The organism is Janthinobacterium sp. DSP2-3-3, assembly GCF_049897325.1.
Taxonomy (GTDB): domain Bacteria; phylum Pseudomonadota; class Gammaproteobacteria; order Burkholderiales; family Burkholderiaceae_D; genus Janthinobacterium.
Map to the genome: position 1 here is coordinate 115,640 of NZ_JAFCWA010000015.1, position 13,981 is coordinate 129,620.

A 13,981-nucleotide genomic window follows, 5' to 3' on the forward strand; every position below is an offset into this window, starting at 1 on the left:
TAAGCTATTGTTATATGGTGCATTAGCCCAACCTCAGCGGGAACGCATGATAAAATCATCGTCTTTTGCCATAGTCGAACTCCGTGCGGTCACGCGATTGTTACCTCGTCGTCACCTACCGAGCTTTTTTTAACGGCGTTTTTTCAAGAATTCAAGCATGTCATTACTGACCCAGATTTTCGGTAGCCGCAACCAGCGGCTGCTCAAGCAATACCAAAAAACGGTACGCGAGATCAATGCGCTCGAGCCGGCCATCGAAAAGCTGTCGGATGCCGAGCTGCAAGCGAAGACGCCTGCCTTCAAGGAACGCATCGCCGCTGGCGAATCGCTCGATGCCTTGTTGCCGGAAGCATTTGCCGTCTGCCGCGAGGCCAGTAAGCGTGTCCTGCGCATGCGCCACTTCGATGTGCAGATGATCGGCGGCATGGTCTTGCATTTTGGCAAGATTGCGGAGATGGGCACGGGCGAGGGCAAGACCCTGATGGCCACCTTGCCAGCCTACCTGAATGCCTTGTCGGGCAAGGGCGTGCATATCGTCACCGTCAATGATTACCTGGCGCAGCGCGATGCCGAGACCATGGGTCGCCTGTATGCCTGGCTGGGCCTGTCGACGGGCGTGAACATGTCGCAGATGGAGCACAGCGCCAAGCAGCAGGCGTACAACTCCGACATCACGTATGGCACGAACAACGAATTCGGTTTCGACTTCTTGCGCGACAACATGGTCTACGAAGCACGCGAGCGCGTGCAGCGCAGTCTGAACTTCGGCATCGTCGATGAAGTCGACTCGATCCTGATCGATGAAGCGCGTACGCCTTTGATCATTTCAGGCCAGGCCGAGAACCACACGGACCTGTATTACAAGATCAATGAAGTCCCTGCGCTGTTGACTTTGCAGATCGGCGAAGAAACGCCCGATGGCAAGGGCAAGGTTGACGTGCCAGGCGACTACACCAAGGATGAAAAGGCGCACCAGGTGCTGCTGACGGAAGCGGGCCACGAAAAGGCCGAGCGCATCCTGATGGAAATGGGCCTGCTGCCGGAAGGCGCCTCGCTGTACGATTCGGCCAACATCACCCTCGTGCACCACCTGTATGCGGCCTTGCGCGCGCATGCGCTGTACTTCAAGGATCAGCACTACGTGGTGCAGAACAGTGAAGTCGTCATCGTCGATGAGTTCACCGGCCGTCTGATGACGGGCCGCCGCTGGTCCGATGGCTTGCACCAGGCCGTCGAAGCGAAAGAAGGCGTCAAGATCCAGAACGAGAACCAGACCCTCGCCTCGATCACCTTCCAGAACTACTTCCGCATGTACGCCAAGCTGGCCGGCATGACCGGTACGGCCGATACTGAAGCGTACGAATTCCAGGAAATCTACGGCCTGGAAACGGTCGTGATCCCGCAAAACCGTCCGTTGCAGCGCAAGGACCGTCAGGATCAGGTCTACAAATCGTCGGCGGAAAAATACAACGCGATGTTGAACGACATCCGCGATTGCTACGAGCGCGGCCAGCCCGTGCTGGTGGGCACGACCTCGATCGAAAACTCGGAATTGCTGTCGGGCATCCTGACCAAGGCCGATTTGCCGCACAACGTACTGAACGCGAAGCAGCATGCCCGCGAAGCGGAAATCATCGCCCAGGCAGGCCGCCCGAAAGCCATCACCATCGCCACCAACATGGCCGGTCGCGGCACGGACATCGTGTTGGGCGGCAACGTCGAGAACCAGATCAAGTTCATCGAAGCCAATCCAGAGCTGAGCGATGCCGACAAGGCCGCCCAGTCGCAGACCTTGCGCGATGAATGGCAATCGCTGCACGACCACGTGGTCAATGCGGGCGGCTTGCATATCATCGGCACCGAACGCCACGAATCGCGCCGCGTCGACAATCAGCTGCGTGGCCGTGCCGGCCGCCAAGGCGATCCGGGTTCGTCGCGTTTCTACCTGTCGCTCGACGATGCGCTGCTGCGCATCTTCGCCGGTGACCGCGTGCGCGCCGTGATGGACCGCCTGAAAATGCCGGAAGGCGAACCGATCGAGGCAGGCATCGTCTCGCGCTCGATCGAATCGGCCCAGCGCAAGGTCGAAGCGCGCAACTTCGACATCCGCAAGCAATTGCTGGAATACGATGACGTTGCCAACGACCAGCGCAAGGTGATTTACCAGCAGCGTAACGAGTTGCTGGAAACGACCGACATTTCGGACATGATCGGCTCGTTGCGCCATGGCGTGTTCACCGACCTGGTGCACGAGTACGTGCCGCACGAATCGGTGGAAGAGCAGTGGGATATCAAGGGCCTGGAAAACACCCTGTCCAGCGAATGGCAGCTCGACTTGCCGTTGCAGGCCATGCTGGAAGCCGATTCGACCCTGACGGACGAAGAGATCCTGGAAAAAGTGCTGGTCGCGGCCGATGCCGTGTACCAGTCGAAGATCGATATCGTCGGCAAGGAATCGTTTGGCGGCTTCGAACGCAATGTCATGCTGCAAAGCGTGGACAGCCACTGGCGCGAGCACCTGGCGGCGCTGGATCACCTGCGCCAGGGTATTCACTTGCGTGGTTATGCGCAGAAGAACCCGAAACAGGAATACAAGCGTGAAGCGTTTGAACTGTTTGGCCAGATGCTCGACATGATCAAGAACGACGTCACGAAACACGTGATGACGGTGCGTATCCAGTCGCGCGAAGAAGTCGATGCGGCCGAGCAGGCGATGCAGCAGTCGCACGTGGAAAACGTGCACTACCAGCATGCCGAGTTCGATCCGAACGCGGCGCCGGAAGAACTGCTGGCGCCTACGGCAGGCGGCAACATGGACAACGTCGACGACATGAGCGTGAGCATGGGTGTCAAAGTGGGCCGCAATGACCCATGCCCTTGCGGCAGCGGCAAGAAGTACAAGGCTTGCCACGGCAAGCTGGCCTAAAGCCGGCTTCGCAGCCTGAACAAGAACGGAGACCGCGGTCTCCGTTTTTTTTTGTTCGCAATGGCATGAGCTGCGTGTTCATGGAAAGGCCCAGTATTGCGGCGCCTGCGATGGAATGCCTTTCAATCCGCCACGGTTCCTTGCCCGTTGCCCCGTCTTGATCATGGTGGCGATATCGGTCAGCAAGACGCGGTTGCTGGCGAAGTAATCGTGTCCCATGAAGTTCATGATGACGGCCGAGGCATCGACGAATTCCATGCCGGGAATGCTGACGACGGGGCCGCGGATGTCGCCTATCCTGTCCCAGTCGGCAAAATTGTAGGAAGCGCGGATGGCCTTGTCGTTCGCGGAAGCGTACAGGGTGGTGGGGAGCTTGAGGTTGGCAAAACGGGGCGCGATCTGAGCGCGGAAGACATCGGCATTGATGTCCGGCGCCGCCAGCACAACCTGCTTGAACAGGGGCAGCAGTTCGGGGCGTTTTTCCAGCAGGTTGGCCAGGGCCACGGTCATCGGGCGGTTGCCCATGCTGTGGGCGATGAGGTAGATATCGGTGGCGGAGGAGTGCGCCGCGAAGTCAGCCAGGAAGACCTGCAGGTGCGCCTGTGTCCATTCGGCCGAATTTTGGTCGAATTCATAGCCGGCCAAGGTGCCTTTCGATGGCCAACTGTAGAACACGGGCAGGGCGCCGATATCGAGGTCGACCGCCATCTGCGCCGTGCGCCGGGCGGCGTCGTCAAAGGAGTTACTGTAACCATGGATGTAGATGAAGGCGGCGCGCCGTTCCGGGGCGGCCTGTATCCTGGCCTTGGCGGTGGCGAGAAAATCCTCGCGCGACAGGCGCGTGGCGCCCTTGATCAGCACATATTTTTGCGCATTGTCGCTGGAAAGGATGGCGTACCAGGGTGGCAACGGCAGTTCGCCCGGCGCTCTTTTTTCAGGGATGCTCACCACGACGCTGCCATAGCTCAGGTAGGGCGCCGCGCGGTTGGGTTGCCAGCCATAATTGTGGCTGCTGGCCTGGTATTGCCTGTCGGTGGCGTAATACACCGTGACGTGCATGGCGCCGGCTGGCGGAGTCTCGTTGCCGGAGGTCAGCGTCCCGCCGCTGCCGCTGCCGGTGCTGCCGCTGCCGCCGCTGCCCACCAGATTGCCTAGCAAGCCACCCATGCCCGACCATGCACTGCTCCACGGACTGGTCGGCGATGGCCGTGCTACCCCGGCAGGCGGCGCTTCGGATGCCAGTCCGGCAGAGTCACCGTCCATACGGTGCGCCGCTCCATCCTGCACCGTACAGGCCGTCAACCAGGCCAGCAGGCATAACAGACGCAACAGGCATGACAGACCCGTATCGCTGTGCTGTTTTCGGTTTGACTGACCATGCGCCATGACATCCTCCGTGGGCGGTGCGATGGCAAGACTCACCATCGTCCATTCCCATACCTTAGCGCCGCCAAGTGGCATGGTTCTGATAAATCGCAAGCCTGGCCATGCTGCCGACCCGCTTCGGCGCATCCGGGGCCGTCGCGACTATTCACTTGCCGCATGTTCAACGGCGCCGCGAAGGCGCTACAATAGCGCTTCCATTTTCCCTCGCAGAAGAACTCCTATGGCCGTCAATTCTCCCAAGCCCGTCGCCGCCGACTTGAAAGTCGTCGCCGGCATTGAAATCGGTGTTGCCGAAGCCGGCATCAAGAAACCCAACCGCAAGGATTTGCTGGTATTGAAACTGGCGCCGACGGCCACTGTGGCCGGCGTGTTCACTCTGAACCGCTTCTGCGCCGCGCCCGTGCAAATCTCGAAAGCCAACCTGGCCGCCGTGACGGCCGGCGCCGCGCCTATCCGCGCGCTGCTGGTCAATACAGGCAACGCGAATGCGGGCACGGGCGAATCGGGCCTGGCCGCCGCGCAGGCCAGCTGCGCCGCGCTGGCAGAGCTGCTGGGCTGCACGCCGCAGCAAATCCTGCCGTTTTCCACCGGCGTGATCCTCGAACCGCTGCCTGTGCAGCGCCTGGTGGCGGGCTTGCCGCAAGCCGTGTCGGCTTTGACATCGGACAACTGGTTCTCGGCGGCCGAAGCCATCATGACCACCGATACGCAGCCGAAAGCCGGCTCGCGCACGCTCACCATCGGTGGCCACACGGTTACCCTGACGGGCATCAGCAAGGGCGCTGGCATGATCAAGCCGAACATGGCCACCATGCTGGGCTTTCTCGCCTTTGACGCCACCGTGGCCCAGCCCGTGCTGGACCAACTGGTGAAGCAGGCGGCCGACAAATCGTTCAACTGCATCACCATCGACGGCGACACCTCCACCAATGACTCGTTCATGCTGGTGGCCACGGGCGCTGGCAGCCTGGTCATCGATTCCATCGATTCGCCGCACTATGCGGAACTGGCCGCTGCCGTCACCGAACTGTCGACTTTCCTGGCGCAAGCTATCGTGCGCGACGGCGAAGGCGCGACCAAGTTCATGACCGTCACCGTGGAAGACGGCCGCAACGTGGAAGAGTGCCGCAAGATCGCCTACTCCATCGCCCATTCGCCACTGGTGAAAACGGCCTTCTTCGCCTCCGACCCTAACCTGGGCCGCATCCTGGCCGCCATCGGCTATGCGGGCGTGGACGACCTGGACGTGGGCCAGTTGAACCTGTACCTGGACGACGTGTGGGTGGCCAAGAATGGCGGCCGCAATCCCGACTACCAGGAACAGGATGGCCAGCGCGTGATGCAGCAAAGCGAAATCACCATCCGCGTGAAACTGGCGCGCGGCGATGCCACGGCCACCCTGTGGACGTGCGACCTGTCGCATGACTACGTGTCGATCAACGCCGACTACCGCTCATGACCGGCCTCGATCAATTCCTGCTGCGCGCCGAAGCCGTGTTGGCACGCGTGGAAGCGATCCTACCGCAGCCGACGCCCGCGCCGGACTGGAACAGCTTTGCCTTCCGCTGGCGCCGGCGCCAGGGCGCGGCCAGCCATCTGCAGGCGGTGGCGCATGTGTCGTCCATCGCTTTGCATGACTTGCACAATATAGTCACGCAAAAAGCGCAGATCGAACAGAATACGCGCCAGTTCGTCGCCAGCCGTCCTGCCAACAACGTGCTGCTGACGGGCGCGCGCGGTACGGGCAAGTCGTCGCTGATCAAGGCGTGCCTGAACCAGTTTTCCGACCAGGGCTTGCGCCTGATCGAAGTCGACAAGGCCGACCTGGCCGACTTGCCCGACATCGTTGACCTGGTGGCGGCGCGTCCCGAGCGCTTCATCATCTTTTGCGACGACCTGTCGTTCGAAGAGGGCGAGAGTGGCTACAAGGCGCTGAAAGTGGCGCTCGATGGCAGCATCGCCGCGCAATCGGAGAATGTGCTGATCTATGCCACGTCGAACCGCCGTCACTTGATGCCGGAGCGCATGTCCGACAATACCAGCTACAAGACGGACGACGATGGCGATTTGCATCCGGGTGAGACGGTGGAAGAGAAAATCTCGCTGTCCGAGCGCTTCGGCCTGTGGCTGTCGTTCTATCCGTTCAAGCAGGATGATTACCTCGATATCGCTGCCCACTGGCTCGCTTCCTTCGGCTGCACGCCGGAGCAAATTGCCGCAGCGCGCGGCGACGCCCTGCGCTGGGCCTTGCAGCGCGGTTCGCGTTCGGGCCGGGTGGCCTGGCAATTTGCGCGCGACTACGCGGGGAAGTTGCCGCAATGAGCGAAGTGAAAGTCACACCGGTGGACGTCGCCGTCGGCATCCTGATGAAGCCGAATGGCGACGTGCTGCTGGGCCAGCGCCCGGCCGGCAAGCCGTATGACGGCTATTGGGAATTTCCTGGCGGCAAAGTCGAACCGGGCGAGGCCATCCTCGATGCCTTGAAGCGCGAGTTTGTCGAGGAGCTGGGCTTGTATATCGACAGTGCCGAGGCCTGGTGCGGCGTGGAATATGTGTATCCGCACGCCCATGTGCGCCTGCATTTCTATATCAGCCGCGAATGGCGGGGCGAGCCGCAAAGCCTGGAAGGGCAGGCGTTCGCCTGGCAAGGCACGGTCGGCGTGGAACCCTTGCTGCCTGCCACCATTCCCCTGCTGGAATGGCTCGATGAGGTGCGCCGGGAATCCCTGGCGTCTGCCTGATCTTCACTCGTGCCGGCGGGCAGCACCATGCTGCGCGCTGGCGCAAGCTTTACTCTTGCTGTCCTTGTATCGTGCGCGCTTTGCGCTACAGTGCTTGCATCCAGCACCGGGGAGTTTCGCATGCCACTGACATTGACCTTTACCGATACCGATGAATTGTTGATCGCTGCGCTGCACAAGCGTGCCCGCGCGCATGGGCGCAGCGTCGAAGATGAGCACCGCGACATCTTGCGCAGCGCCTTGCGGCCGTTGCCGAAGCGCCCGCTCGACGATATTTTGCGCAGCATGCCCGACGTGGGACCCGATACGGATTTCGAGCGCCGCTCCTGACCCGCCATGGCCGCCTACCTGGTCGATACGGATGTGATCGTTGCAGCGCGCAAAGGTGGCGCTGCGCCGGCAGGCGTGGCCGATTTTTTCGAACGGGTATCGCCTGAGACGCGCTATGTGCCGGTGCAGGTGATCGCGCAATTGCGCGCAGGCATACAGCGCAGTTGGCGGCGCGAAGCGGCGCTAGAAGCACTGGCGCTGGAAGGCTGGCTGGAAGCTGTGTTGGCAGAGTATGCGCCGCGGCTGCTGGAATTCGACCTCGATTGCGCGCTCGTGTGCGCGCGCCTGCATGCTCGCGGCCACGTGCAAGGTGTGGATGGACAGATCGCTGCGATGGGGATCGCCTATGGCTTGACGGTGGTCAGCGGCAGGCTCGACGGTTTCGTGACGCAGGGGCTGCGCCTGGAAAATCCGTTTCGCTGAGTATTACTGGGGTTTGTTATCTTCGTCAGCCAGCGGATCTTCGAACGGATCGGCGGCGGGGATCGTGTATTTTTCCTCGGCCCAGGCACCCAGGTCGATCTGTTTGCAGCGTTCCGAACAGAAGGGGCGGAATTTGTTGGCTTCAGTCCATTCGACTTTGGCGGCACAGGTAGGGCAGTTAACGACGGTCATGATGGGGCAAATAAGTAACAGTTAAAAATTACAGAGCGTGAGCTCGAACGGAACATCTTCTTCCAGCGGCTTGGGTTTCAAGTCGCCACCCTGGGTAGTGAAACGTACCCACAGCATATATTTGTTGGCGGAAATTTCCGGGATGGCGCCGCTGTTTTCATCCAGGCTCAGGCGCAGCATCTGGTACACCTTGCCTTGCAGCATTTGCTGGTAGCTGCCGCCATTGGCGATCAGTTTGACGGGGCCGCCGGAATCGCGCAGCAGGCGCAATACCAGGGCCAGCGCATCGAACAGGGGCGCCAGCGGGGCAAACCAGGCGTGGATATCGGTCAGACGCTGCTCGGAACTGCGTTTTTGCCAGGCAAAGTAGGACGGCAAGTCGAATTCGCAGGCGCCGCCCGGGATGATGGTGCGGCCGCGGATGCTCATCAGCCATTCATTGTCGCGGATATTCTGGCCCGTCTTGCCTTGCGCCGCCACCAGGGCGCCGCTGACACTGTCGAGTTCACCGAGGATGGCGTCCAGGGTTTCCGGCTCCACATTCGGATTGCTGCGGTAGCCCAGCAGGCTTTGGCGCTGGCGTTCGAGTTCCTGCAGCAGGTCGGACTTCAGGTCGGCGCGGCCGGCCACTTCGAGCATGTCGAAAATGGTTGCTAAGGCAACATGGTGCTGCATTGCATGCTCTTGCTGGATGAAGAACTTGAATTTGTCGTACAGGTCTTCCAGCCGCAACAAGGTACGTATGCGTTCGTTGAAAGGGTATTCGTAGACAATCAAAATAATTCCCTTAAGTAAGGACCTGCAAACAATCCCGTGATTTTGAACCAAGCGTCGACAAATTACAAACGTTGCAGCCCGATTCCGGCCATTCTTTTTGAAAATGCCAGATATAAATCGTGCAACTGGGCAATCTGCGGCGCCAGGGCCGCCAAATCGCCATTATTGTCGATCACATCGTCCGCCGCCGCCAGGCGCATGGCGCGCGTGGCTTGCGTGGCCATGATGGCTTTTACTTGTTCTTCCGATAAGCCATTGCGTGCCATCACGCGCGATACTTGCAGGCTCTCCAGGCAATCGATGACCAGCACGCGGTTGACGCGCTCCACCCATCCGCCGGACTCGACGAGCAGGGGCACGGCAAAGATTACATAGCTGCCCGTCGCTTCGGCGGCGGCCGCCAGGGTGGCCTGGCGGATGCGCGGATGCAGGATGGCTTCCAGTCTGGCCTTGGCGGCGGCGTCGGAAAACACGAGCTTGCGCATTTTTGTGCGGTCGAGGGCGCCGTGCGCATCGGCGTAGTCCGGGCCAAATTCCGCCACTAGGGCCGGCATGGCGGCGCCATTTTGCGCCGTCAGGCTGTGGGCGATCTGGTCGGTATCGACGATGGCGGCGCCGCGCGCGGCGAACAGGTCGGCCACGGTGCTCTTGCCGCAACCGATGCCGCCGGTGAGGCCCACGCTGAAATAAGGGGCGTTTTGTCGTAGCATGTGTTTATCCATAGGGGTAGTGCTGCGCCGGTCAGCCGGTCAGGCCCAGCGTGAGCTGCGACAGGGGCGTGCCGTACAGCATGGCGATCAGACCCGCCGCCGCCAGGTAGGGGCCGAATGGAATCGGTTTGTCGCGTCCCCGCTTGGCGAAGACGATCAGGCCGATGCCGACCACGGCGCCGACCAGCGACGACAATAATATGATCGTCGGCAACATGGTCCAGCCCAGCCACGCACCGAGCGCCGCCAGCAATTTGAAGTCACCATAGCCCATTCCCTCCTTGCCTGTCGCCAGCTTGAAGGCCCAGTACACTGCCCACAGGGCCAGATAGCCGGCGGCCGCGCCGATGACGGCGTCCTGCAGCGGCACGAAGGTGCCATTGATGTTGACCAGCAGGCCCGCCCACAGCAGGGGAAAGGTCAGGTCGTCCGGCAGCATTTGCGTGTCGGCATCGATGAAGGTCATGGCGATCAGCAGCCAGGCAAACACGAGCGTGGCCAGACCCGTCCAGCCGCTGCCGAAGTGCCAGATCAAGAGTGCCGACAGCGCACCCGTCAGCAGCTCGACGAGCGGATAGCGCACGGAGATGGGCGCTTGGCAGGCACTGCACTTGCCGCGCAGCAGCAGGTAGCTGATGACGGGAATATTTTCCATGACCGTGATGCGGTGGCCGCAGGCGGTGCAGTGCGAGTGCGGCAGCATCAGGTTGTAGCGGTCCGCGTGCGGCAAGGGCAAGCCGCTTTCTTCCGCCACGTAATTATCGGACTCGCGCTGCATCATTTTCGGCACGCGGTGGATCACCACGTTGAGGAAGCTGCCGACGATCAGGCCGAACAGGGCGGCGACGAGGGCGACGGGCAGGTTGCCGGGCGCAGCGAATAGCAGGGTATCTTGCAGCATGGTGGATTTGTCTGAGGTGAAGATCGTTGCCGCGCAACATTGCCTGGCACTGCCGCAGTGTAAAACATCTGCCAGCACATGGGGATCTTTTGCGCAGAGCGCTGGTCGAGGAATGACGGCGGGCCAGCATAGCGACCGTAGCTTTCGCGTGGTTCGAATTCTTCCAGTCGCTCACCGATGTGTGGGTTTGTCAGCAGGCTTGCGGAGGCTGTCCCGCAAGCCGGGCGCTGGAAACTTCCACGCTGCCTTTAGATGGTCAATATTCGGTTAGCGGCAACAATGAGGTCACCTTTCTGGCTTACGGTGCACCTTGTCGCGCCGGTTGAGCGCGCGTTCCAACAGCGAGCGTGTCAGGAGCTTATGAAACGGCATGATGATAAACAAATAAACTCTTCCAAAGAGATTGTTTATTTTAACCAGGGTTGAAACCGTCACTTCCGATCCCTTCAGACTCGGTTGAATGCTTATCCAGATCCGAAAATCCAGATGCTTGTCGTCACCACCGACGACGACTTCAGTGCCCGTACTTGAAATAATCGGAAACATGCCAATCTTCCCCAGCCCGCGATCGCTAAAGCTAATACTTTTCTTTAGTCCCAACGGTGCGACGATTCCGTTGCGCAGAATAATGAGCCAGGTGAGCATGCGATGTGGTTCAGCGAACACGGCGCGCCCCGCTTGTTCGGCGTCCACGTAGGTTCGATCCGCCTGACCGGAATAGCCGTCGGAGAAATCAATGCGCATCAATCCTGACGCCGACATGGCTGCCGCCGGTGCGGCAATGAAGAAGACTTTATTTGCTTCGTTTGTCATGAATAAAACTCTCTCTGTAAAGTGAGTGACGGTCGGACTGCGGTTGTTTTGATTAGCGCGCATTCAAAGTTTGCAAACGTGCTCTGGCGGACGGAGTGCTTGCATCGTGGTCACATGGGTCGGCATGCTCCATAGCGATATCAGATGGTTTGTCCTGTGAAACAAGGCAAACAATTCTTACCGACTGCGCGTCTGCTTTCAGTGCGAAGTAGGTCCACATTCCTCCAAGAAGATCTGCTACGCCGAAAAAACGATCATTGGGCTGGCAAGGCCAATGGCAGCGAAGGTCATGAAGGCCGCGAACACGAGGAGGCGCGTGTATAGGCTTGCTGGTTTCAAGGATCAAGTGCAACACTGGGTGATTGAACTGTGGTGGTCGGATATTGCGCAGTCGCGGCGTGGCTGTTGCCAGGCATGATGAAGACTGCGCATCCCGCAAGCAGAAACGTGGTATTCATTTAACGAATCCAGGGGTTGGCGGTGCGCACACGTGCACCGAGGGTTCTGAGAAGCTGGATCAGACCTAAATAGGCCCGGTCTACGTAGGGCAGTTCCTCCGGCAAGGATTGCAGGTACCGAAGTGCCTGGCGCTGATGCTCGGCTGATGGACGTGGGTATGGCGGGTGTTGCGCAAAGTCATACACCGCCACGGTAAACGGCAACTTCTGCCAGGCATGCCGCTCGGCCATTGCCGGCAGCAGTTGCTGGCAAAATTCCTGCTCATTCAGATTCGGCCCAATCAGGCCCAAGTCCCGATAGGCCTGCTGCATGGCACTGTGGTCTGCCGGGTCGCGCAACTGTGCCGACCATAGCGCGCTGAGCGCTTGGCAAAAGTCAGCGTCCAGCGCGCGGGTGCAGCCAAAGTCCAGCAGGCCCAATCGGCCGTCCGGCATGAACAGATAGTTGCCCGGATGCGGGTCAGCTTGCAAGCGGTGCAGCACAAAGGTGCAATGAAAGAAGGCGTCAAACAGCAACTGACCAGCCTGATCACGTGCGGCTTGATCGGGATCGGTCAGCAACCATTCGTTGAGATGCAGTCCCGGCAGGCGTTGCATGGTCAGCACGCGGCGTGTGGTGCGGCCCATTACCGGCTGGGGGATCACCAGGCCAGGCAGCATGAGATGCTGCGCAAACCATTGCATGGTCTGTGCCTCGTGCAAATAGTCCAGCTCCTCGGCCAGTTTCTGTTCGATGTCATCCATCATGCGCGCGATGATATCGGCTTTGGGCATCATATCCGAGCGTTCCCCCAAGGCTTGCAGCAGGCTGCGCAGCATACGCATGTCGCTGCCAATGGAGTCCGCCATTCCGGGGTATTGTAGTTTGACGGCCACTGCCAGACCGTCGGTCATGATGGCGGCGTGGACCTGACCCAGACTGGCGGCGGCAAAGGCGATCGAATCGAATTGCTGGAACAGGGCTTGCGGATTCTGGCCAAACTCCTGGCGCATTACTTTGATCACCAACGCGCGGTTCAGCGGCGTAACCTGGTAGTGGGCGCGGGCCAGTTCCTGGCGCATGCCCTCGGGTAGAAAGCCTAGCTCCATGCTGAGTAGCTGCGAGGCTTTGAGTGCCGTGCCCTTGAGCTGGTTCAACGCGGCAAACAGGATGCGCCCGAGTTCCGCCTCATGTGCCACGCGGGCCTGTTCCGTTTTCGCATCGTCGCGCGTCATCGACTTGGCCTTATGGCCCAGGTGGGACAGCCCGGCCCGCGCCACTGCCATGCCGACAATCGCGCCACGCGAAAGACGCCCGGTACGCGGCAACTGCGAAACTTTGTTCGTCTTGGTCGTGGGCGTCATGAGCGTACCCCGCCCAAGCCGCGGCGGGCCAATTGCAGCAGATCCAGCAAGCCATTGCCGTCTTGCATCAGGCGCGCCAGCTGGCTGCGCACCATGAAACCGCCCAGCTCCAGCAGCTTGTCCACCAGGCCGCTGCGCAAGGCTAACACCAGCACGCCCAAGCTTAAATCGACCATTTGCGTGGTGTTGGAAAATTCGTCGGAGGTATCGCGTAGCCAGTACGCAATGACGCCGTACACATAATCGGCCAACAGTCCGGCCAGGCTGGGCTTGAAGCCGCAAGGCACGATTTCACCTGTCGTCTCGGCCTGCTCTAGCATCTGGACGAAGGTTTGCCGGAGCAAAGGCTTGCCGGGTAGTTGCTCGCCCAACAGCAGCGTGGGAGCGCGCTCCACCATGCCGCGCGCCAGACCCACAAATTCGCGGTCGGCCAGCAAACCTTCCAGCAGACTGTTGACCACCAGTTGCAGGCGCTCCTGCAGCGAAAATTCGTTCTGTCCCTCCGTCTTGTCGGCCTGCGCCACTGCGTCTGCAATTGCTTGCTGAAAGTAGGCGGTTACCAGTTTCTCCTTGGTAGGGAAGTATTTGTAGATGGTGGCATCACCCACGTCGGCGGCACGCGCGATCTGCTTCATTGTGGTGCCTTCAAACCCATGCTGGGTCATCAGGTCCACTGCGGTCTGAATGATCAGCCGATGGTTTTTGGCTTGTTGGGCTTTTGAAGTACGCATGATCGAAATTTGAAGAAGAGTGGAATGTCGGGGGGCAAAACAATCAAGTCTGGCCCAACCATGTAAGAATTGCGACGGCGGGCAGGCAGATCGTTGCCCCCGCAGCTACAAAATATTCATTCAAAGAATGCCTTGCAAGAAAGTTACGGCTACGGGCCTCTTGAACTTGACGACGTCACAGACGATGTGTGCAAGCCCCAACAAGTACATGAACCAGACCACTGTATTTGCCATACCCACCCTCCAGGA

At 60.2% G+C, this 13,981-nt stretch carries 14 protein-coding genes; 6 read left to right on the top strand and 8 right to left on the bottom strand.

Annotated features, from left to right (window positions below):
* Nucleotides 1-157 precede the first annotated feature (157 nt).
* Entirely contained in the window at nucleotides 158-2,926 is a 2,769-nt protein-coding gene (gene secA, locus ACP7DE_RS24555) for a preprotein translocase subunit SecA (RefSeq protein WP_426074548.1), read from the top strand.
* A 78-nt stretch (nucleotides 2,927-3,004) separates the two neighbouring features.
* Here the strand turns inward: secA and ACP7DE_RS24560 are convergent, their stop codons facing one another.
* A complete protein-coding gene (locus ACP7DE_RS24560; RefSeq protein ID WP_426074549.1) occupies nucleotides 3,005-4,351 on the bottom strand; it encodes an alpha/beta hydrolase in 1,347 nt (448 codons plus the stop codon).
* Between the two features lie 181 nt (nucleotides 4,352-4,532).
* Between ACP7DE_RS24560 and argJ the strand changes: the two genes are divergently transcribed.
* The 5 genes from argJ (at nucleotide 4,533) to ACP7DE_RS24585 (ending at nucleotide 7,806) form a co-directional block, all read left to right on the top strand.
* On the top strand, nucleotides 4,533-5,771 hold the full coding sequence (gene argJ / locus ACP7DE_RS24565) for a bifunctional glutamate N-acetyltransferase/amino-acid acetyltransferase ArgJ (RefSeq protein WP_426074550.1): 1,239 nt from the start codon (nucleotides 4,533-4,535) through the stop codon (nucleotides 5,769-5,771).
* Nucleotides 5,768-6,634, top strand: coding sequence for an ATP-binding protein (locus tag ACP7DE_RS24570; protein ID WP_426074551.1), 867 nt, complete (start codon nucleotides 5,768-5,770; stop codon nucleotides 6,632-6,634). The genes argJ and ACP7DE_RS24570 overlap by 4 nt, the downstream gene beginning before the upstream one ends.
* On the top strand, nucleotides 6,631-7,053 hold the full coding sequence (locus ACP7DE_RS24575) for an NUDIX domain-containing protein (protein ID WP_426074552.1): 423 nt from the start codon (nucleotides 6,631-6,633) through the stop codon (nucleotides 7,051-7,053). Before ACP7DE_RS24570 ends, ACP7DE_RS24575 begins: the two co-directional genes overlap by 4 nt.
* A gap of 120 nt (nucleotides 7,054-7,173) precedes the next feature.
* Nucleotides 7,174-7,383, top strand: coding sequence for a FitA-like ribbon-helix-helix domain-containing protein (locus ACP7DE_RS24580; RefSeq protein WP_426074553.1), 210 nt, complete (start codon nucleotides 7,174-7,176; stop codon nucleotides 7,381-7,383).
* 6 nt (nucleotides 7,384-7,389) lie between these two features.
* Nucleotides 7,390-7,806: a PIN domain-containing protein gene (locus ACP7DE_RS24585; protein WP_426074554.1), complete on the top strand. Its 417-nt coding sequence runs from the start codon at nucleotides 7,390-7,392 to the stop codon at nucleotides 7,804-7,806.
* 3 nt (nucleotides 7,807-7,809) lie between these two features.
* Here ACP7DE_RS24585 and yacG read toward each other — a convergent pair whose 3' ends face one another.
* The 7 genes from yacG to ACP7DE_RS24620 all read right to left on the bottom strand — a co-directional run bounded on the left by yacG (nucleotide 7,810) and on the right by ACP7DE_RS24620 (nucleotide 13,732).
* On the bottom strand, nucleotides 7,810-8,001 hold the full coding sequence (gene yacG / locus ACP7DE_RS24590) for a DNA gyrase inhibitor YacG (RefSeq protein WP_034748814.1): 192 nt from the start codon (nucleotides 7,999-8,001) through the stop codon (nucleotides 7,810-7,812).
* Between the two features lie 18 nt (nucleotides 8,002-8,019).
* Nucleotides 8,020-8,775 carry a cell division protein ZapD gene (gene zapD, locus ACP7DE_RS24595; protein WP_034748811.1) on the bottom strand — a complete coding sequence of 252 codons (756 nt, stop codon included), beginning with the start codon at nucleotides 8,773-8,775 and terminating at the stop codon, nucleotides 8,020-8,022.
* A 62-nt stretch (nucleotides 8,776-8,837) separates the two neighbouring features.
* Nucleotides 8,838-9,485, bottom strand: coding sequence for a dephospho-CoA kinase (gene coaE / locus ACP7DE_RS24600; RefSeq protein ID WP_426074555.1), 648 nt, complete (start codon nucleotides 9,483-9,485; stop codon nucleotides 8,838-8,840).
* Nucleotides 9,486-9,516: 31 nt separating this feature from the next.
* Nucleotides 9,517-10,386: a prepilin peptidase gene (locus ACP7DE_RS24605; protein ID WP_426074556.1), complete on the bottom strand. Its 870-nt coding sequence runs from the start codon at nucleotides 10,384-10,386 to the stop codon at nucleotides 9,517-9,519.
* A gap of 285 nt (nucleotides 10,387-10,671) precedes the next feature.
* Nucleotides 10,672-11,199, bottom strand: coding sequence for a DUF2867 domain-containing protein (locus ACP7DE_RS24610; RefSeq protein ID WP_426074557.1), 528 nt, complete (start codon nucleotides 11,197-11,199; stop codon nucleotides 10,672-10,674).
* 458 nt (nucleotides 11,200-11,657) lie between these two features.
* Complete coding sequence (locus ACP7DE_RS24615) at nucleotides 11,658-13,001, bottom strand: ABC1 kinase family protein (RefSeq protein WP_426074558.1); 1,344 nt, start codon at nucleotides 12,999-13,001, stop codon at nucleotides 11,658-11,660.
* Nucleotides 12,998-13,732, bottom strand: coding sequence for a TetR family transcriptional regulator (locus tag ACP7DE_RS24620; RefSeq protein ID WP_426074559.1), 735 nt, complete (start codon nucleotides 13,730-13,732; stop codon nucleotides 12,998-13,000). The genes ACP7DE_RS24615 and ACP7DE_RS24620 overlap by 4 nt, the downstream gene beginning before the upstream one ends.
* Nucleotides 13,733-13,981: the final 249 nt, after the last annotated feature.